Genomic DNA, 19808 nt, shown 5'->3' on the forward strand with positions numbered 1-19808 from the left:
TGGGGCATCCAGTCAGATCAGTCGCCTTCAGTCCTGATGGCACCAAGATTGTCTCTGGCGGTGCTGACAGTACGGTGGGGCTGTGGGATGCCAAAACCCTCAAGCCGATTGGCAAGCCTTTGCTGGGGCATCCAGTCAGATCAGTCGCCTTCAGTCCTGATGGCACCAAGATTGTCTCTGGCGGTGCTGACAGTACGGTGCGACTGTGGGATGCCAAAACCGGACAGCCGATTGGCAAGCCTTTGCTAGGGCATCAGGCATCGGTCTATTCAGTCGCCTTCAGTCCGGATGGCACCAAGATTGTCTCTGGCAGTTACGACAAGACATTGCGGCTGTGGGATGCCAAAACCGGACAGCCGATTGGCAAGCCTTTGCTGGGGCATCAGGGTCCGGTCAATTCAGTCGCCTTCAGTGGGGATGGCACCAAGATTGTCTCTGGTAGTTTGGACGAGACGGTGCGACTGTGGGATACCAAAACCGGACAGCCGATTGGCAAGCCTTTGCTAGGGCATCAGGCATGGGTCACTTCAGTCGCCTTCAGTCCAGATGGTACCCAGATTGTCTCTGGCGGTACTGACGCCACGGTGCGGCTGTGGGGGGATATTTCGTTTGAGGGGTTATTGCATAATGCTTGTGACCAACTCCGCTATCACTCTGTCTTGGTTGAACCTGAAACCGATGTTGCCAGGGAAGCAAAGAAGACTTGTCAGCGATACAAAGATCCTTAAAAAGACAGTTTTTACCCCAATTTCTGGCTTTTCTTCCTAACTTGATTTCCTTTTTTGTATACAATCCCTAACTAATTGACTATTATGTAAGACCAAAAGCTTCAGTAGTAAGACAAAAAAACCAGTGTCTCACAGTATTCTCTTACGATATTGTGAGACAACCCCGTAAGACATCTTGGAAAGACCCCATTAAAACAAACACTACAGCTTCGGTACAGTACAACTAAAGGCTGGCTATACAAACTTTTTTTGGGATACTCAGATTTAAGGAATTAAACATCACCGCATCCAAACGGGAAAATTGTACGAATCAGCAAGAAGAGCAACAGCGAAGGTTAATAAAATGGATGAACTCGTCAAAAAAATAGCTGCTTTGGGTTGACCAGGTATCATCCTGGTAGTAACGATGGCTGCGACAGGTTTAACAGGAGCGGCTGCAATCACAGCAGCTCTAGCATTTCTAGGTGGCCCGGCTGGAATGCTCGGAGGGATTGCGGTAGTAGGTTCGACGGGAGTGATTGCAGAGGCTCTGACAAATTCGGGAGCGTTTACCATTGGTGATACGGTGTACACGGGTGAAAAGTTGGTGTATCCCCCGATTCCGTCCTTCTCTCCTGAACTGTTTGCTTACTTGAGAAACGCTGACCCCACGCAGTACAAAAACTTCAACAAGGGAGTTGCAGAGCTTCAGGAAGAGGGAGCAGTGCAGATTTTGCACTTGACTGATGAGAGTAAACGGGAACCCATTCTGACAGCCGTGGAATAACTCCAGTTTGAGGTGGTACAGTTCCGCTTGGCTCAGGAATATGGCGCAGAAACCCGTTGGGAACCTCTGCCCTTTACCGTCGCGCTTTGGGTGACAGGGGGTTGGGACGTTTTGGAAAAAGCCGGACGACTGTTCAACACGGTTGTGGTAAAACACCGTTGGGAACGCCCGGTGCTACTGTTCAAGAATCAGTGGAATGTGGAACAGGTGATGTCCGATCAACCGGAACTCGAACTCAGCCCCATCGGTTTGCCACCTGCTATGGATTAGGTCGCATTCTCCGTGCCATTGCACCTGGTGCTGCTGAAATTAAGCCCAGTCGTCCACCGAAGATTGCCGTAGTCATGGCAAGGATGTAAGACGCAGGTTGATATTTTATAAGACATACAAGCACGAAGAGTCTTACGCTCGTTTTTCTATTTGTTTGACTCATGTCCGACTATCTTGTATTACCGCCAAGAATTGTGTCTTACACTTGCTCAATAAGCGTAAGACAGCATTGGAGAAAAAACGCCCGACGCTGCCTAAGAGATCCACTCGTTAGGCAATCCCCCTTAACGCCTCTTTTTTTGAGAGCGATCGCTATTGAAAAGAAAACTTTTCAATATCACGAACCCAACTGCCACTCTCGTTATAATCGATCGCCCCGGCTTCCCACTACCTTTTTAACCAGCAATATGATGCCTCAAGTGCATGAACTCAACAAACCTGTGTGGCGTGACTTGCATAAGTCCTGTTGTAATTGAAGTCAGAAAAACAGTAAAAAAAACCCCTGCACGGTTATGCAGGGGAGAGCAAATTACGGTTTGCTAGTAGAAGTTCAATCTTGATGGAAAGACTGCTGGACTAAATCCAGAACCGCCGACTGAATCGGGCGGTGCTTCTGAGCAGGGCAGCGGCGATCGTAATTCGCCCGGAGAATCTGCGGACTGTGACCCATCGCATAAGCCAGAGAAGCAATTTCCGAGTCAGAGGCTCCCTGATCCAAAAAATGAGTCGCAAAGATATCCCGCAGCAAATGAGGAGTCAACCGCTGACCAGTCAAGCCATGAGCAGCCGTGCTGATGTAGCTAGCCATACTGTCCTCAGCAAAAGGCGTGCCGTTGTGCCGCACGAAAACCAGTTCACCAACCGGGTCGAACTGCAAGCGACCCGGCCACAAACGGCCAACCTCCTGCGAACCTGGTTTGAAAGCAGCCCCGCAAGAGCGCCAACTCCCGTCCGGTGTTTTATAGTAGCCATACAGCCAGGTTTCCAGGTAGTCGTAAAAGCATCTACCGTCAGGAAACTGCACGTTAGGAATTTCCAACGTCTGGTGTCCGTAAGTCTTCCCCGTCTTGTAAGATTCCGGTGTCATATCCTTGATCCAGCGGCCCTCCGGTGTCCTGTACAGATAACCACAATTCCGGTCGCGGTTACGACCCGTAGGCAGCGGCTGGTACAAACCGTCAGCAGGTACCTCCACAGGTCGCTTCACCGGACACTCAAGAGCCATTTTTAACTCCCTCAACTCCTGCTGCCGCCGGGGAGGAGTGTAGGTCAAACACCCCCACAGCACATAGCGCTGGAAGCTGTTAGCACTCGCCTTCAGAGACCTCCCAGTGCCACACGCCAGCTTCGGTTGGCACTCCAAGCGCAGCGGTTCGACAATTAACTTCCAAACTTCCGTCAAATCCAGCCACTTCTTATCTAGATCCGCCACCGGAGCGTGGTTTTTCAACTCCTTCGTTCCCAGTGATAGCCGTCGGCGCAGCACCTCCACAGCCGATACTTCTCTGTAATCGCTAGAGGTGATTTCATTGTGGTATTGAAACTTTGCCACCGCCAGCAGCGCACACAGGTAATTCTTACGGGTGTGGGGGCTTGTAGCACCCCGCTCTTCTATCAAAAAGTTGCAGAATTCGCAAACCCAGCGATCCACATAATCCCCAACCTTAGCAGCCATTGCTGCCGCAGCTTCCTTAGCAGCCACATACTTGAGTTCAACGGGCGGAATTAAGGTACTCAAAGACAGCTCCTCCAGCGGCACTCCCCGGTAGTGGTGGAACCAGCCCAGCAGGTGAAAGAGCAGACCAATTTGGTTACGGCAGGCTTTGGTTTTCACCGGGTCTTCTAACCGGCCTGGCCAGTGGGCTGACGTGCGGAACTTGTAGAAATGTTCAGTTTCAGCTTTTAACTTCTCTGACGCTTGTTCTGCTCGCAAGCCGTAAGGTGGCAAGGCAGAGCGGCTCGTCAGTAGCGTCTTCGCCATAATTCCATAGCCGCGACGGCGGCGACCTCCGCAGCAATCAACAGGTTTCTCAGGTAAGGTATTTCCCGGCCACCAGCCTTGCTGGCTAGACCAAGAAACAATTTCCTTAAGCCGGCAGCTATAAACCTCCTTACTACTATCCGAAGGTTGCAGTAGTTCAAAAGCTTTTTCTTGAGCTTCTAAGGCAGTTGTGAATTGCTCCACGTTTATACCTTTTTTAAAGGTCGTTGCCATGTCTATTTCAACTCGCGTGGGCTTGCGACCTTTGAAAGGCTCCAAGCCCCATCCGGGCAGAGTGTATCGGTTGATAGCCGTTTCAGTTTGAGAGATAATTTCTTGCGCTTTCTTTGCTGGGTGCTGGGTCTGAACGTGAGTAGCATAAAGACCGAGAATATCGGTCAAAGAGAGGTTCTTTTTCATTTTTATAAATGGTGGTAGAGAAAGACGGGACAAGTTTAGGTCTTGTGGAAGTGCTACGAAGCTTTGAAAAGAGGGTTTCAGAAACTGACTCTAATTCAAACAATAGCAAAAACTACAGTAAATCATAACTTTACTGTAGTTTTTCCTCTAGGTGGCGGTCGGCTGTAAGCCTTATATGGCAAGGTTTTTTGTCTTAAAAACCCGCTTGGTTTATAAATAAGTCTTTGGCTATTTATAACCTTAAAAAAGCTTAGGTAAGCCATAAGAGCTAACACCTTGCTATGCTTAGTAAGGTGGAAGCTCGACACCACACTCCAACCAATCGGCTGACTAAAACTAGCAAAGATTAGCTCTTGTGTAGTAACTAACCTTTGCAAATTAGCCTCTTTTGGCTTTTGTACTTGATAGCCAAAATACAGTTGTGTGGTTCTGGGGATAAAAAAATTCATAGTTCAATGAGCGAGGCTAAAAAAGGGCTGGATTGTCAAAGAGTTTGGGTTTCTGACTAAGGGTTACTTTGGGTTGGCAAATGAGCTGGTAAATGCTCCCGTTTTCTAGCAAATTGCTCAACAACTTCTGAGCGAGAAATACCGTGTATTTTGGCAAGAGAATCCAGTATGTTGACGGCTGTTGGCGTCAGACTAAGGGTGAAAGGTCGTTTGGTTTCGTCGTACATCTCTGGCTGATTCCGCATACTTTTGTGTTTTGGTTTAGCCATGTCGAAAGCTCCTTTTTGATGGGGTGAACAAACTTTCAATTAAATTCGAGGTAAAAATAAACACAAAAAAAGGAGTTCGCGGGAACTCCTGGTCAAGGGTGATATTTTATTTAGGTATTGGCTGTAAAGCGTTGAAGAAGCCAACGCTCGCCAGACAAGGTTATTGTCGAAATTTTAAAGAAAGTTATGAGTGCTAAGTTCAGATAGTAGGGATACTGTTTGTTAAGCAGCAACCACTGGAATTTATAAAAAATTAGCGACCTGTAGTTATTATAGCGAGCTAAATCAAAGTTACGCCAGTTTTTTAGGATTTACTTTATTATAACAAAGCGAGCCGCACCAGCTATACAAGACAAGGCGTACCGTCCTACCTTCCAAGCTTTAGGTCAAAATAAGAGCTTATTCTGATAAATCTGTAGCAACTTCAAGCCCTACGTGAGGATTTCTTTATGCCGGGTTATCAACAAGTTAAGTAATGTGGGCGTCGATTCGTTTGAACGCGAGCAATCGAGAGCTGACGCAAAACAGATATAACCAAGCGCTAGTAATTAGCGGCAACCGAGCGCTACGTTTTTCGGGATTATTTGACAACATTGCGTAGCTTACTTAGTGCTGTTGTCGGCAGGTTTATTCAAGCTCGATCGCCCTGACTTCTTCCTGGCTTTACACTAAGCGAGCTAGTGAGTAAGATTAACAAAAATACAAAAGGGGTGGCTATGTTCGATCGCACTCAAGGGTTTTTGGCTGGTATGTCGATCGCACTTTCGGTTCAGTTAAGTCAGCCAGTGGCAGCAGCCGTTCCCGTTGGCAAAGTCGTACAAACAGCACAAACTAACAGTAGCGAGGCTGCTGAAAAAGCTTCCAAAGAAGGACTACAACTCTACCAGCAAGGAACGGCCCAAGCAAAAAGAAGTGCGATCGTCAAATTTGAAGAAGCATTAAAACTGCTTCGGGCAGTAGGTGATCGCTCTGGGGAAGTTCTCACCCTCACCTGGCTCGGCGTTATTTACTCAGATTTGGGAGAAAAACAGCTTAATGAAGCTGTAACAGTTCCCCGGCATGGCTCAGGATATTGAACTATCCTGATGGAGCGGCAAGGGTTACAAATTTTATCTCTTTTTTTGTTCTCATGGCTGTTCAATCCACCTAACCCCTCTAGCTTTCGTTTATAGTTAATAATAAATGAGTTCCCTCTGTCAATCCCGGTAATGACTCTACCCATTACTTTGCTAGCCTCATTTGTCTTTCTTTCCTAGCTTAGCTGTTGATTTAGCATACTAACTATTGAAGAGCCAAAATCCATACCGTGTTTACTTCCACCACTGATTCAGCAAGCCCTAGTTATATCTACGCTTCAGCGAATATACTGATTACCTTTAATAGCTATTTTGTTATACTTCTAAAATCATTATTTACTTAATTAAAAATGGTTTCAACTCAAGACCTATTTTTCCAAACAACTTGCTACATTAATGGTCACCCAAAAAACGGAGAAGTTTTAGCTGTAGCCACCTATGTACATTGTCGCCGAATATGTTTTCAACTTGAAGGGGAAAACCGAGGAACATGGATTCCAGAATCAGCATTCGTAGGAGAAGAAATAGCACCAACACCCCCACCAGCACCAACACCCGCACCAACACCCGCACCAACACCCGCACCAACACCCGCACCAACACCCGCACCAACACCCGTACCAACACCCGCACCAACACCCGCACTATCGCCGACCAATACAACATCATCGCCACAACCCAACGAACAAATTATTCAAATAAATACTGAAGTCAATGCTAATCCTCAACTACGACAACTGAAGCAAGAATCTAATTCAAATGCTTGGAATAGTCTAGTTAATTGGATTGGTGGATCTATTTGTGAAATTAATTTTGCTGCATCTGAATCGTCTGTTAAAAGCCTAAAGCACAGCTACCGAGACAAATCTCCCTATGAAATTGCTCATGTTCTTATTGTTCACAAATCCTTACAAGCGGCTGGAGTGGATTTAGTTAGAGGAATTCCAAGAGCCGAAGCTGTTATCAGTGGGATTGCTAAGTACGATTTACCAGAAATCACCAAACTATCTGCAGAAATGGTTTATCAGATTGCTGATATTTATGGATTTAACTTACAAGATCCCGAACGAAAAATTGAAGCTTTAACAGCCTTTGGTGCAGCTTTTTTGGGAGAAAGAGCTATTGATGCAGGTATAGACTGGCTAAAGTATGGCATGATTCCCAGTAAAATAATAAGTGCTTCTGCTAAAGCCCTAATGATTTATGCAGTAGGAAATGCTGCTTGTAAGTTCTATGAAGCTAAACTTAATCAACATATTAATCCATTAACTTCGCCAACAGTTATAAATAAAATTAGGGAACAAAGTCAACATTATTTAGATAACGCTACTTCCGAAGAAGGAATCCTTGCTCTGATTTCTAGCGAAATCAATACGGCTTTGACCATAGACTATACTAGACTCAGTAGTTTACTAAAAGTGGGAGAATGGAAAAAAGCAGACCAAGAAACCTGTGACATCATAGTAAAGATAGCTAACCGTGATTTTGAGGGAAATCTGAGAATATTGCCCCGTGATGATTTACACACTATTAATCAACTTTGGTCACAGAATAGTAATGGGCATTTTGGTTTTAAGGCGCAAAAACAAATTTATTCGGATGTGTCAAAAAAAGTAGGAGATTTTGGAGAAAAGATTGGCTGGCGAGGAAAAGCAGGTTTATTCGGTGGCGTTTTTGGTTGGAAATCCTATGATGATTTAAACTTTAACTTAAAATATGCTCCTAAAGGGCATTTGCCAGCTTTTCCCTTAAATACATCTTGGTGGTACCGCTCAGGTAAAGCAACGAGGGATTTTGCCCAATCAATTTTAGAGAGAAACGATTGGTAAAGAGTGATAAATAAAGCTGCATATTTCACGGAATAAGCCTCTACCAATATGCAGCTTTCTTGTCTGTGTTTCCTTCTCCACTCGTCATTATTCAAGCAATGACTTAACGTAAGTGTTTCCCTGCCTATCCGTTTATAGAAATCGTGGCTTCCTTATTCCCTATTGATTTACCGGGGAATAAACCAGGGGCGATCGGGCTGCCCAACAAGCCGATCGCCCCTGGTTTCTTCGTGGTCAGCACCGAAAAATCGAGCAGCAGCAATATGCAAAATTATGCTTAATTATGCAAAATTATGTGCTCGCCCCTGGTTGCCTCTTCAATTCTGAAACGGAAGAGGCAACCACTGACAGAAGCTATGGGCGATCGGCCTTATTAGCTTTTGTTAGAAGTTGTTAGCTTTTATGCCTTTTCCAATTGTTGCCGGAGAACTCACAAGCTGTTTGAACTGGGCAAATTCCACCTGGCCGACGATCGCCAAAACATCGGTGGATGCAAGAAAGGCCCGCGTCGGTGGCCGCCGCAAAATCCTCCTCAATAGCTGAAGCTACGGCACGAGATGGGTAGCCGATCGCCTGTTTGATTCTATGAGCTCCGTCGTGGGCGATCGAGCTGTCGCTCAAGCCGATCGCTGCCCAGGTGTGACGGCAGCAATTGATGCCTGTGCTGCCACAACAGCAGCCACAACAGCAGGAGCAATGTGAGCAGCCGGCACAGTCGAATATCGGGTAAAAATCAAGCTCCTTGACACCTAGGATTCCCCATTCATAAGGGTGCATTATTTTTTGTTTACACGTAAAAGTCAGGTTTGTGATCACAAAAACATTGCTTGCTACCCAGAGAGAACAGCCAAAAGCAGCCTCAACAGGTTAAGACACGAACAGCACAAAAAGGCAGTAATTTGGCAGGAAATTGCAGGCGGAAAGCAGGATATTTTCAGGTAAATACAGGTAAAATGCAGCCCCTGCAAATACCTGTATTTACCTGATTTTGGACAGCAAACGCCTGATTTTGTACTGCAAATACCTGACTTTAGGACACACAAAAATTAGCTAATTTTTGTGGGGGCGGCTTCGCTCGACGGTGTGAGTCGCGAACAGGTAAGTCTGCTGGGGGCTATCGAGTTACCGCATCAAACCGATCGCCTGGTTCATTCCGTGTCAGCACGAAGGAATCAAAAAACGGGGCAACGCTCGGCAATCCGCTTGAACCGGGAAAGTTCTGCCTCGCCGACAACTGCCACAACATCGGCGGATGTGAGTTTTCCAGAGTCGATTGCATCATTCAAATCGCTCTGAACAGCAGCAGCCACAGCACGGGACTGGTAGCTGATCGCGTCTCTGATTCTCTTGGCAAACTCGCGGGCGATCGGTGAAGGGCCGACTAATTCCTAGAATTACTGGCGTTCAGTGTCGGAGAGGTCATCCCAGATTTTTGTTCGATCCGCGTGACCGTTCTGGCAGACATCTTTCATCACTGCTGCTATTTGGGCGGCGAATTCCCGATCGTTTTCGGCAATGGTGGCGCGGATGAACTCAAGACACTCGGCATGGGTGGCAGGGTCAATCACTACGGGCGATCGAGCTTGTTCCTTGGTGTCTAACATGGCTCACCTCCCTCTGCCTTCAGCACGGGCATTTGTGAGGCTTTAGGAACCGCCACTGTAATCACTTCCTGGTTCTGGAGTTCGATTTGATAATCTATCTCTCTAACGCCATAGCCAACATAAATCACCTTTCCCTTCTGTCCGTGGTGACTGTTGCCGTCCACAATGAGCACGCGGTCGCCTTCTGTAAACTCTTGGTGGTGTTCCTCTGCCACCACTTTATCGTCAGTTTTCCTCTCCGGCTTCTGTTCTGCTACCAATTCTGGTGGCGCGATCGGGAGGGCTGACTGTGCCGCCTCAGTTTCAACAGTTAAGGAGGGTAAATCGCCTGAACCTTGCGAATGCAGACCTGGATGTAGACCTGAATGTAGACCATCAAAAGGCTCGATGCTTTGCTCTGTATGCTTTGTGCTGACTGTGTAGACCTGAGAGGGGGTAACTTTCTCAGAATCGTCTTCGTTATCCTCTTCGTTGATGTTTGAATCAGCCACTGACTTGAGCGAGCTTGATATCGGCGGTAAAGTTTCAGATTCTTTTTTTTCTACAAGTTTTGAGTTTAGGTCTACATGGTCTACATAAACCTTATCTGGTAATGGTTTCAGGTCTACATCTGGGTCTACATCATGTTGACCTGGGTCAGCATTCTTGGATTGAATCAACAAATCTTCTACAGTCAAAATGTCTTGGTCGGTATCTGTCCGCAACCTCAATCCTCTGATTGCCATACCAGTCGCCGATCGCTCCTTTGATATATTTTTCCAGTCCAGAACTTCTCGACAGAGTTCTACCAAATCTGCTGAGAAATTATTTTTACCTTTGGCGCTGTACCCAGCTCGGCGACAGTAATTGTTGTAGGAGCCAAACAAGCTAGACTTAGACGCCACATAATCAGCGTCTTTCCATTCGTCTTTATCGGCTCCTATCGCCGTCTGTGCGTCGGCATCGTGAATAATGCAATCGTTAATCCAAGATGCCATTGGGTCAGCCCGCATCCGATCAGCCCAAAAAGTGCCATTAATCCCGGTTCCTTCTTGTCCCAAAATGCGTTCAATCTCGGTTACTGGGATTGATAGCAGATATTCGGTAAATGCGCTCAGCTCCGGCTCTAATTCTCGTTCGAGGTGACGGTTCCGCTTGACTGGGGTGTACTCAAATCCTTCTTGAATTATTCGCCGCTTCAACCAGGAAAGCCCGCTCGCAGGGAAACAGGGCTGATTGGAAGTAATTAGCGCAAGGCCAGAAAAACGGAAATTAACAGCCGACTTATATAACTGGCGACCGCTGATTTTACCTCCGCCGGTGAGCGATCGAAAGTTTGAAAGGTTGCCAGTATACTTCTCTTGATCGTCGAAGACTGCGAGTCGCTTAGTTTGTAACTCGGCAACCTTATCTGCTTTGGTCAAGTCTTCCAGATTCCCGATCCAGGTGTTTCGTTCTCCTACCACCATCGTGATTAGGCGAGTGTATAGACCTTTCCCAGTCCCGCCGGGGCCAGTTAGCATTAGAAATTTCTGCAAATCCGACATACCGCGCAAGCTGGCAGCGATAAAAGCTAAAAGTATGTCTTTTTTGTTCTGACTACCGTTGGTAGCCTGATCCAACCAAGCCTCAATTTTGAACCAACCAATCTTAACGGCGCTACCTCGAAATGGACGAGGCAGTGACCAAGTTAGCCGGAAACCGGGGGCGTGTTCTTGCCATTGGTTGTTTTCAACTTCTAGCACCCCATCTTCAAAGGGCAATAATTCGTGTGAGGGTCGCTCCAACCAATCAAGCTCGAATAATTTTCTTTTGAGTGAACCTAGGACATTTGTGCAGTAGGCGTTGTGCGGATCAAACCCCCGCGCCTGACACATGGTATCTATGGCGCTGAGGACATAATCGTCGTTCACCGCCGTCCAAACTCCTTTATGCCGAAGCTCGTACTTCATCCAAGATTTGTGCTCATCAGAGTAACAAAGCTGATCGCGCAAATCCTCAGCAAGTTCGGCCCCTAATACTTGTGGAGGGGGCGCTTCTTTTTTCCTCTTACCTTCGGAGTCGTCTCCACCCTCAAGATTTCTCTCCCATTCCTCAAAGCTGACTGATTTTGCCAGAATTTGCCTGAATTCCTCTATCCCTCTTCTTTGGATAAAATCATCCATACCTTTGGTTTCTCCCTCAGTACCTGGCTCCCATTGTGCAGTGATGCTGCGAACGGGAACGCCAAACTTAAGCAACTGGTGGCCGAGTTTCCGTTGCTCCCAGACGATGTTTGGGTTGGTTGCGGCGTCCGCATCGAAGGCAATGATAAATCCAAAGCCGGCACGGGCAAATTTCTCTAGAATCGGAACTAGGTAGCGTTGACCCTGCACGTCGCTAGCCTTAGAAGTCAAGCCCATGCTGATGCCGACCAAAGCAATTGTCGGTAAATTGTTACTGCATCCAGCGATCGCCTTGAATACTCCCTCGGTAATCAAGAGATAGGGATGACCGTTAATGTTGTAGCAGTGGTGTTTGAGGTTTTCTGGCTCCCAGTAATTTGGATCTGTAGGGTGTTTTGGTAAAAATCCGTCGTATTCACCAAGGGGCGATCGGTATTTGGGCGCATTTTTACCGCCCTCTGACTTCCAAGGCTTGTCCGGTTTGAACTGGAATTGTGTGGTTGCACCCAGAAACAAGATGCCCCCAGATTTCGCCGGATAACCCAAGTAAACTGGTGCTTCGTCCGTAGATACGGTTCTGCAACTGGCGAGACTCCAGTCATTCAACAGCCCCCGGTTCTCAATGTGGCTCTTGTGTTTGGCGGAAAGTTGAGAAAGAAGTAAGGCCCCTTCGGTGATGTATTGTGCAACCATTACACTCCACCTCCGATCGCAGCTTCAAAACCAACAGCAGAAAATCCACGGTTAGTTGTCGTATTTTGCGGAGAACGTGTTAAAATTAAGCCACAGCCTAGGTTTGAAGACTTTTTGAAGCCATGAAAGCGATGGGTAGTCTCAGAATTCTGGGAACCTGCGAGCGAACCGCTACAGACAGTCTCAATCGGCAAAATAACGCCAAAAGGGCGCTTTATTCTTTTTTCAATGTGTGGCATTATAGAAACAGTCGGCGCTCTTATTAGGATGCCGATCTGATAGGTGGTTAACTTTTGTCGTGCAATCTTCCCGGACAGACGACAAAAGTATTAGTCTATTTAAGATAACAAAAGAAACGCTGGAAGCCTTATGCTGCTAGCGTTTCTTCGTGTTGAAATTGCTTTTTGGCGTCTAATTCTAGGTGTCGGTCGAGATGACCGAGATAAATCCATAAAGCCTCTTCAACAAACACCGATCGCGACACTTCAAAAGATGCCGAATAATCATTCAGCGCCTGGATTAATTCTGGCGACAGTGCAAAAGAGCAACGCAATTTCCGACCTGATGGTAACATAACTGCTTTCCCAACTTCAACTCCTCAAATTATAGCCTGTGGCTTTGGCTAGTGCAATCAAAATCGAACTACCTCTATCGAGCAAATTTTTTTCAGAAAAAAAACTGGCTAGCAATCATTTTAATAACCTTCTGTAACAACTATTAAAAGCTACTCAACAAAAACCTACAACTACTATAGTAAAGCTTACAGCTACTCAACAAAAACCTACAACTACTATAGTAAAACTTGCAATTACTATAGTAAAACTTGCGATTACTATAGTAAAACTTGCGATTACTATAGTAAAACTTGCAATTACTATAGTAAAACTTGCGATTACTATAGTAAAACTTACAACTACTCAATATATCGTATGAAGTAACTTTGCTTGTGAGTAATTTCGATCCAAAACTGAAGTATAGGCAACTAAAGCATTACTTGTTCGCGTAAGTTCTGAAATTTAGCTCAAAAGTATAGTCAAGAGTTAAGAAGCTGCTCGCCCCTAAAATCCCCCAAACTCGATCAGCAGCAACTTTAGTTTTGCCCCCCACCGTTGCCACGGTTGCGAAGCTGGTTGTTGAGGTATTGCCAGAGGTCACGGATTTCTGTTTGGATAATTCGCATTTGCTCTCGCCATTCGTTGTTCTGCTGGGAAATCAGCCTCAGCGCTTCTTGATGGCTCCCAATTGCTGAAGTTAAGCCCTCAAAACGTTGTGTCAGTCGGTCAAGCCGCTCGGTCAGGCGATCGATAGCAGTAGTGTTGGCAGAAGTTTGAGCTTCCAGCCGGGTCAGAGCCTCGGTGTTTGCCTGCTGCTGAATGGCTGTGGTTGCAAGGATTGCTTCTATTCGGTCTAGCCGCTCATTGGAACTGTTCATTTACTTCTTTGTAATAAAGGTCAAGGAATGGCAGTCGGTAGGGTTGGGGTTGAATTGTGAAAATTTAATGCTAGACGGTTGCGAGACATTAACTAGCTTCTTTATTTCCCTTGCCCTGCTTGGTTTTTGCTGCTGATGCGGGTTGGCTTTCTGTGGGCTGGGTGTTGTCAGGGCGATCAACGCGATCGGCTCCCTTTCTCTCTATCAGTGCTTTTTTGACCAACACGAGAACCAGTTGCGGGATAGTGCGAAATTCAGAATCAGCCCAATCCTTCAATTCTTGATACTCGTCAAAGTCGAAACTGATGGTAGTTCTCGGTCTTTTGGTTGCCATTGGTTTGCAGATGTCTATATCGACATTATCCGCAATTGTCTACCACAGCTCCCATTTGTGTAAGGGTACATCACTCTTGACAAGTGATGTACTTGTAGATTAGTATAGCACTCATAGACGCAACAGAGCCAGCCACGGACGCAAAACGGTTCGCCGTACATCCCCGCGAGGTTGCCCGAAAACTGGCTCTAAAAGCGCCCCAGACCCTTACGCCATATGGCACAAACTGAACCATGCAAACTGAATATAGGCCCGCCACATCTGGCGGAATTCAACAACACCGCGCCGCAGTGCGGACACAACTGGCAATCGACCCAGGCAATCGTTTTACAAAATGGATTGAGTGTCAGACAGTGCGGTCAATTCCGTCTTACGTTAAGGAATTAGCCGACTGGGAAGAGGGCGGAAGTGATGCCCACAGTTACGAAATCGAATTTTCTGGCCGCCGTTACCTAGTCGGCAGACTTGCTCAACTAATGGGCGGTCTGCCTGCTTTTGAAGGTGGTAAAGCAGAGTTGGCACACTTGCTGATTTTGCCCGCGCTTGCTTCGGACAGTCCCCAGCGGATTGAGCGCTTGGTAATTCCTACCCCTGACAGCCGGAATCAGCAGACGATCGCCAAGTTGAAACAGTTAGAAACCACGATCGAATTTTCTGTCAACGGTCATGAATGCTTGTCAACAATTCGCTCTGTTGTTGCGGTTGACGAGTGCCGTGGGGCTTATGACTTTGCGCTCAGCCGCCAGATGTGGCGGTATCCCCAAAACCCGAACGGCATCCTTGATATCGGCGGTGGAACTGCGATCGCCCGTCTTTTTGCACCCGGCGGTGCTCTTCTGCGGGACGCTGATATCGTCTTACCGGGAACGTCTTACGTTGCCCAACGGATAGCGGCCGCAATCTTGCCCCGACTTGGCAGTACCGCAGATGCTGGCTTAATCATGGATGCAGTCGCAGCAGGTCATTGCAAATACGGCAGCACTGACATTGATTTCTCTCAGGAGTTTGTCGCTGTCCGCGATGCCTGGATTTTAGATATTCGCACCAAGCTCAAGTCGAATTGGGCGAAGTATTTGCCTAGTTTGGGTGAGTTGGTAATTATTGGCGGTTCTGCCAGCCTCTTGCAGTCCATGTGTGAGGCATCCAAGGGGCGCTTTAAAGTTGCGCCAAAACCCCAATTTTTTAATCTGTACGGTTTACAAAAGGAGGGTAATTAATATGGCTCAAATTCGGGCAGTCATGCCCACAAAATTTGTACCACTCGCTGATGAACTACTTAATGTGACTGGGGTTGCCGATTATTCCACATTAATTACCCTGTTGCTTTCACGATACGGCAATCACCTAAAAAGCACTTGGCAGATTGACAATTCACTACCATCTGCACCAGCAATTGCTCAGCCGATTGCAGAAACATCAACAGCACCCGAACCGTTCACACAATTGGAGTTTTAATCAAATGGTACGCATCATCAACGGCGTTGTTTTTGAAGATGGCAAACCCGGTAAGCGGGTCATCAATACTCAGGGCGGTAATTACGTCGAAAAGATTGAGGGAGATTTCATTGCAGGCACGGTTATCAATCACTCAACGCCAACCCCTCAGCGCAAGGATTTATCTAAGGACTGTGAGGCGATCGACGTTAAATCGGAGGAAGTTCAGTGATGCTTGATGATGATAACTTCGAGAAAAGTGCAACCAAGATAATGATTGGCGGTGCGCTTGTGGCTGGCACTCTAATTTTTGCAGTCGGTTACGACACAGGCTATCAGTCTGGAGCAAAACGAGTCCCGGAGCCGACAATTATTCACGGAAACGTCACAATTAACAACAGCATTAATTTGAATTCAAACGATGCTGGAAGTGTAACCAAACAGGAGGAAAAAAGATGATAACCGATGAAGATTTAACCCCGATCGACCTCTCCGACTTCTGGGAAGACACCGACACCGACACTGACACCGACGACGCCCCCACCTTCCAGACAATCGAGCCTGACTACATCAAGCGCCATATCGATCGCATTCCCGTTTATGGCGACGATTCTCGGTATCGGCTGGCATCCCATTTAGATATGTTCGAGAATCTCAGTCCAGACGGCACTCTAACCCCGGAGCAACGGCAAGCTGTTGATAGTTTCGCGATCGGCTACCAGTATCAAGCCGAGGCTGAGCCTGACTCCGAGATGGACTTCCCTGAGTGCCAATATGTATTGCTGGGTCTTGATTTTGGAACGGCGATCGAACTCGGAGACAGTTGGCGGCGGGGCGAATTTTTGCCAGATATCGGGCATCCTGCGAGCGATCGACTAAGTGACCGACTCAACCAAATGACAAACCGACGGGACGCTCTGGACAAGTAACCCGCCGGCCTGTAAACCTCTCCTAGCTTGCGCTGGGAGAGTTCTATCTAAGGAGATTGTACTATGGATTTTGGACGCAACGACAGCAGTAGCATAGCGATACGCAATCCCGCAGCCGGACACAGCCCCTATGTTGACGAAAAAGCGGGAGATTGGGCTGACACAGAGGCTGACATTCTTTCGTACTTGTCGGATGTCACGAAGCTTGAAGCGATGGCAGATAAAGCTGCTAACGCCGAACAGCTTGCCCTAGTTTTGGAGCCGTTTTTGGATAATGCTGAAACCTATCTGGAAGCGCTGGGAAAAATCGCTGATGGACAGGTTACTTGGACGGAAATTCGGAAGAAATTCGGCTCCAAAGTCGGGAATGCCATCGCTAAAATCCGCAAGCTCAATGCGGAATTCGGCTCGGAGATGGAGCAATTAGATGCCAAAGACCGAGCAGCGATGCTCAAGATTGAAACCAAGCGACAGCACGGACTAGCCGAGATTGCTTCCGAACTTACAGGTGACTTACAGGCCGAGCTGTGGCGACACGAGAACAAGATGGAAGCTATCGCAAACAGGGGTGAGGTGGCGGAAAAGCGTCAAACCATCCAAGAATCGCTCCGAGAACGCCGACAGAAGCTGCTCAGTCGCGCAACAGTCGGCTCGGATAAAGGGATTCAGGAGAAAGTGCCAGTGACTATTGGATCTGCCAGCAACAACAGCGCCAGCGTGTCGGCAACTGGTACGCCTAGAGGATTTGGGGGCTGGTTTGCGAATGTAATGAATTTCAACAACCGTTAAAAGAGAGGGGACTATGCACGAAGGTTTTATCGGGGCAAGTCCCCTTTCTTTTATGGGAGGGGGCCAACAAAAACAGCAACAACAACAGCAATATCAAGTTACAGCAGCACCAACAATTGACCAACCGCAACCAGAGGAAACCAACGCCGAGCGCCACTACCGGGACGCTGCTAATTTCTGTGAAGTCATCACACCCACAGCGCTTGGTTCAGCAGTGGTTTTTATGTTCCATTCGATGCAAGTCGCCGGCGGGTCAATTGTTGCAATTGGCATCTATCAAATTTATTTAGCAGCCAAACTCACCGGGCAATCGCAGCATCGCTTGCCTACTGCAATTGTCGGCCTCGGAGTGACTATTGGCATGGTTGCCAGCCTTGCCGAACCAATAGCTGAATTGCAGCAAGCAAGTGATGCAAAAACACGTCTAGCGACAGGAATTAAAGAAATCCAAACGGCGAGAAAACCCACTCCCAACAACTTTGACTACTTGCCATCAGTTGCGCTTGTCGCCATCGTTTTTTGCCTAATCTTCAAAGTCAAAGGAGCAAACAAGTAATGGCTCTGACAACCAAACACGCTCTATTGCTTAAATCTAATCGTGCGCTGCTGCTGACTTTTGAAGGACTCCCAATTGCGGGTAAGTTGTCGGCAGTTGCTCTGGCACTCGTACTGGGAGTATATGGCGGCATAAACGCGCTCAAAGGGACGGCAAGCGATACGGTACAAGTTTGCATCCGTAACAACAAACAAGCACTGCAATGCGCTGACAAGGCAGGCAAACCCTACATCATGACCGAGTACCACGCACAGCAGTGGAAAGCAAACGGCGTCCCCGGTGAGGTAGTTTTCCGCAACACAACACCTGCAACCAATCCACATAAAGCATTGTGGATGCTACTTTCTGCTGGCAGTTTTGGTGTTGCAGGTGTTGGCTTGAGAAGCCTGCAAAACTCCGAGCGACAGCTTGCAAACTATGAAATTCTGGTAGAGAAGCGGGACTTGGCAAAAGGTCAACTGGCTGCTCGTACCGAGTTGCTGGAAGATTACCGCACCATGAGGATTAAAGAAGTGCAGGCTGAGGGCGATGTGGAAGCCACTGCCAACGATTGCGCTGTGGTTCTCAAGCAGTGTGAAGTTTTGGGTGAAGCCGACATCCGCATTGCTCAAATGGAAGCTGAGGAAGCAGTTTTTGAGGCTGAAACTGCGGGTTTGCCAGAAGACAAAAAGCGAGAATATATTGCCTTTTTGCGGAACCAAAAAACTCCCTTTCAGTTTCAGTTGACCGGGACACAAACATTTGACGGTATCAACAACCCTGGCGACAAAGTAGAATCTGGTTCGGCACGAGTGATTGAGCCAAACTCTAACCTTGAGATAGCTCGGCAAATAGCAGCCAAAGTTTTGAATTCGTTAGCGGGAATCAATACCTCAATCTTTCTGGCAGGCCCGACTCGCACCGGGAAAACCCGCACTCTACACAAGTGGCTGCGGGACACAAAGACGCGCTTTCCGCAGGCTGAAATCTACGTCATCGCCCAAAAATACGAAGATTTTCCCGGCGTTCCTCGCAGCCGAATTATGATATTTGACCCGCTACTCCCAGAGCAATCAATGAAGTTTCTGGATGAAGTATACGAGAAATTGCAGAGTCGAAAATCGAAGCCAGCGACCGAAGAAACATACCGCAATCGCCCAATTAAATTAATCCTCGAAGATTGGTTTGCGACTCACCAATGCCTGTCTCAAAAGAGAAATGCTGCTATCTGGGAAGACAAGGCTTCTAAGCTGGGAAGTATAGCCACCGTTGGGGGTCAGTATAATGTCGGCTACTTCATTTGTACTCAAACTTTCAACATCGCATCTAGTGGGGTTGCTGACTCAAATATTCGCCTTAACTTAGCGTTATTGGCGCAAGGTTTGGTACGCACTACAAGCGACGGCGAGGAACAAGGGTCTTATGGTGTAATTGAGCAAATGCTCAACAACTCAAATGTAATTGCCAGCAAGGAAACACGGGATAGACTAACAGCGGAATTGAGCTTGTTAATCCCTGACTCAATGACCGAGCAAACTCCAATTATCTTTTCTACAATTGGCAATCCAGTATTAGGTCTGATGCCCAAAATTGACTTGAGCGAACCATGGATTGATAATGCTTTTGACAGGTCATCTGAGGCACACAAAAGCTCCCAAAAACCACAACTACCTGACGCTGAATACTGGGAGCGGATTTACGATTTGGAGTTCAATTTGGGCGATAAAAAGCCGTCTGACAGTCAGGACGATGACAGCGAGTTGTCAGGAAATGAGGGTCAGTCAGGAGAGCTGGAAGCCTTGTCAGGAGAGCTGGAAGCTTTTGCGGATAAGGAGTCAGGCGAAACAGCCCGGTTTACGTGGACTGTCCGACGGTTCGCGCAAATGTACCCTAACCTGCCTCCTGAGCAATTATTTCTGTCAGTGTCAGAGGCTGCGAAACAAGGGCAAAAACCTAGAGATATTATTAGGTCAATCCTGAAATGTGGCGAGAAAAAAGGTCATGCAACTCGCAGTTATTCACAGCACGGGAAAACACTGCTCGTGTGGCTGATTGAGAATTACGATGATAGCGAAATTGCACAGTTACCACAGATTCAAGAATTCTTACAAAGTGAAAAGGAGTAA

General features: G+C 47.2%; 23 protein-coding genes and 1 pseudogene. 14 read left to right on the top strand and 10 right to left on the bottom strand.

What is annotated here, in order from left to right:
- Together QUA07_RS24615 and QUA07_RS24620 are read left to right on the top strand one after the other, a co-directional pair.
- Positions 1-728: WD40 repeat domain-containing protein (locus QUA07_RS24615; protein WP_333330369.1), on the top strand; the 728-nt coding region annotated here is incomplete at its 5' end.
- Between the two features lie 529 nt (positions 729-1257).
- A pseudogene (locus QUA07_RS24620) lies at positions 1258-1764 on the top strand (peptide chain release factor 3); the annotation flags it as partial.
- Positions 1765-2314: 550 nt separating this feature from the next.
- Here the strand turns inward: QUA07_RS24620 and QUA07_RS24625 are convergent.
- From QUA07_RS24625 to QUA07_RS24635, 3 genes are all read right to left on the bottom strand, one after another.
- Positions 2315-4165, bottom strand: a complete 1851-nt coding sequence (locus QUA07_RS24625; protein ID WP_333330372.1) for a hypothetical protein — start codon at positions 4163-4165, stop codon at positions 2315-2317.
- A 122-nt stretch (positions 4166-4287) separates the two neighbouring features.
- Positions 4288-4614 (bottom strand): hypothetical protein, encoded by a 327-nt coding sequence (locus QUA07_RS24630; protein WP_333330374.1) that lies wholly within the window; start codon positions 4612-4614, stop codon positions 4288-4290.
- A 56-nt stretch (positions 4615-4670) separates the two neighbouring features.
- Complete coding sequence (locus tag QUA07_RS24635) at positions 4671-4883, bottom strand: hypothetical protein (protein WP_333330377.1); 213 nt, start codon at positions 4881-4883, stop codon at positions 4671-4673.
- A 680-nt stretch (positions 4884-5563) separates the two neighbouring features.
- Here QUA07_RS24635 and QUA07_RS24640 point away from each other — a divergent pair.
- A complete protein-coding gene (locus tag QUA07_RS24640) occupies positions 5564-5959 on the top strand; it encodes a hypothetical protein (RefSeq protein WP_333330379.1) in 396 nt (131 codons plus the stop codon).
- A 393-nt stretch (positions 5960-6352) separates the two neighbouring features.
- Here QUA07_RS24640 and QUA07_RS24645 read toward each other — a convergent pair whose 3' ends face one another.
- Positions 6353-6628 carry a hypothetical protein gene (locus tag QUA07_RS24645; RefSeq protein ID WP_333330382.1) on the bottom strand — a complete coding sequence of 92 codons (276 nt, stop codon included), beginning with the start codon at positions 6626-6628 and terminating at the stop codon, positions 6353-6355.
- Positions 6629-6882: 254 nt separating this feature from the next.
- Here QUA07_RS24645 and QUA07_RS24650 point away from each other — a divergent pair, with 254 nt between their 5' ends.
- The 3 genes from QUA07_RS24650 (at position 6883) to QUA07_RS24660 (ending at position 8331) form a co-directional block, all read left to right on the top strand.
- The gene (locus tag QUA07_RS24650; protein WP_333330385.1) at positions 6883-7788 is read left to right on the top strand and encodes a GUN4 domain-containing protein; all 906 of its coding nucleotides are present in this window, start codon (positions 6883-6885) and stop codon (positions 7786-7788) included.
- A gap of 143 nt (positions 7789-7931) precedes the next feature.
- A complete protein-coding gene (locus QUA07_RS24655) occupies positions 7932-8069 on the top strand; it encodes a hypothetical protein (RefSeq protein ID WP_333330387.1) in 138 nt (45 codons plus the stop codon).
- Positions 8070-8190: 121 nt separating this feature from the next.
- Positions 8191-8331 carry a hypothetical protein gene (locus QUA07_RS24660; RefSeq protein WP_333330390.1) on the top strand — a complete coding sequence of 47 codons (141 nt, stop codon included), beginning with the start codon at positions 8191-8193 and terminating at the stop codon, positions 8329-8331.
- A 571-nt stretch (positions 8332-8902) separates the two neighbouring features.
- On the opposite strand, the gene QUA07_RS24665 is transcribed toward QUA07_RS24660, so the two are convergent.
- From QUA07_RS24665 to QUA07_RS24690, 6 genes are all read right to left on the bottom strand, one after another.
- The gene (locus tag QUA07_RS24665; protein WP_333330393.1) at positions 8903-9070 is read right to left on the bottom strand and encodes a hypothetical protein; all 168 of its coding nucleotides are present in this window, start codon (positions 9068-9070) and stop codon (positions 8903-8905) included.
- A 112-nt stretch (positions 9071-9182) separates the two neighbouring features.
- Entirely contained in the window at positions 9183-9392 is a 210-nt protein-coding gene (locus QUA07_RS24670) for a hypothetical protein (protein WP_333330395.1), read from the bottom strand.
- Positions 9386-12229, bottom strand: a complete 2844-nt coding sequence (locus tag QUA07_RS24675; RefSeq protein ID WP_333330398.1) for a DUF3854 domain-containing protein — start codon at positions 12227-12229, stop codon at positions 9386-9388. Before QUA07_RS24675 ends, QUA07_RS24670 begins: the two co-directional genes overlap by 7 nt.
- A gap of 367 nt (positions 12230-12596) precedes the next feature.
- Complete coding sequence (locus QUA07_RS24680; RefSeq protein ID WP_333330403.1) at positions 12597-12803, bottom strand: ribbon-helix-helix domain-containing protein; 207 nt, start codon at positions 12801-12803, stop codon at positions 12597-12599.
- Between the two features lie 516 nt (positions 12804-13319).
- On the bottom strand, positions 13320-13661 hold the full coding sequence (locus QUA07_RS24685; protein ID WP_333330406.1) for a hypothetical protein: 342 nt from the start codon (positions 13659-13661) through the stop codon (positions 13320-13322).
- Between the two features lie 88 nt (positions 13662-13749).
- Positions 13750-13995, bottom strand: coding sequence for a hypothetical protein (locus QUA07_RS24690; protein ID WP_333330409.1), 246 nt, complete (start codon positions 13993-13995; stop codon positions 13750-13752).
- 233 nt (positions 13996-14228) lie between these two features.
- On the opposite strand from QUA07_RS24690, the gene QUA07_RS24695 reads away from it, so the two are divergent.
- From QUA07_RS24695 to QUA07_RS24730, 8 genes are all read left to right on the top strand, one after another.
- A complete protein-coding gene (locus tag QUA07_RS24695) occupies positions 14229-15212 on the top strand; it encodes a ParM/StbA family protein (RefSeq protein ID WP_333330411.1) in 984 nt (327 codons plus the stop codon).
- A gap of 1 nt (position 15213) precedes the next feature.
- Positions 15214-15450: a hypothetical protein gene (locus QUA07_RS24700; protein WP_333330414.1), complete on the top strand. Its 237-nt coding sequence runs from the start codon at positions 15214-15216 to the stop codon at positions 15448-15450.
- Between the two features lie 4 nt (positions 15451-15454).
- Entirely contained in the window at positions 15455-15661 is a 207-nt protein-coding gene (locus tag QUA07_RS24705; protein ID WP_333330417.1) for a hypothetical protein, read from the top strand.
- Positions 15661-15888, top strand: a complete 228-nt coding sequence (locus QUA07_RS24710) for a hypothetical protein (protein WP_333330481.1) — start codon at positions 15661-15663, stop codon at positions 15886-15888. The genes QUA07_RS24705 and QUA07_RS24710 overlap by 1 nt, the downstream gene beginning before the upstream one ends.
- Positions 15885-16358 (top strand): hypothetical protein, encoded by a 474-nt coding sequence (locus QUA07_RS24715; RefSeq protein ID WP_333330420.1) that lies wholly within the window; start codon positions 15885-15887, stop codon positions 16356-16358. Before QUA07_RS24710 ends, QUA07_RS24715 begins: the two co-directional genes overlap by 4 nt.
- A 63-nt stretch (positions 16359-16421) precedes the next feature.
- Positions 16422-17147 (top strand): hypothetical protein, encoded by a 726-nt coding sequence (locus QUA07_RS24720; protein ID WP_333330423.1) that lies wholly within the window; start codon positions 16422-16424, stop codon positions 17145-17147.
- A gap of 13 nt (positions 17148-17160) precedes the next feature.
- Positions 17161-17703, top strand: a complete 543-nt coding sequence (locus tag QUA07_RS24725; RefSeq protein ID WP_333330426.1) for a hypothetical protein — start codon at positions 17161-17163, stop codon at positions 17701-17703.
- Entirely contained in the window at positions 17703-19808 is a 2106-nt protein-coding gene (locus tag QUA07_RS24730; RefSeq protein WP_333330429.1) for a hypothetical protein, read from the top strand. The genes QUA07_RS24725 and QUA07_RS24730 overlap by 1 nt, the downstream gene beginning before the upstream one ends.

Source organism: Microcoleus sp. T3_A4 (assembly GCF_036700465.1).
Lineage (GTDB): Bacteria > Cyanobacteriota > Cyanobacteriia > Cyanobacteriales > Microcoleaceae > Microcoleus.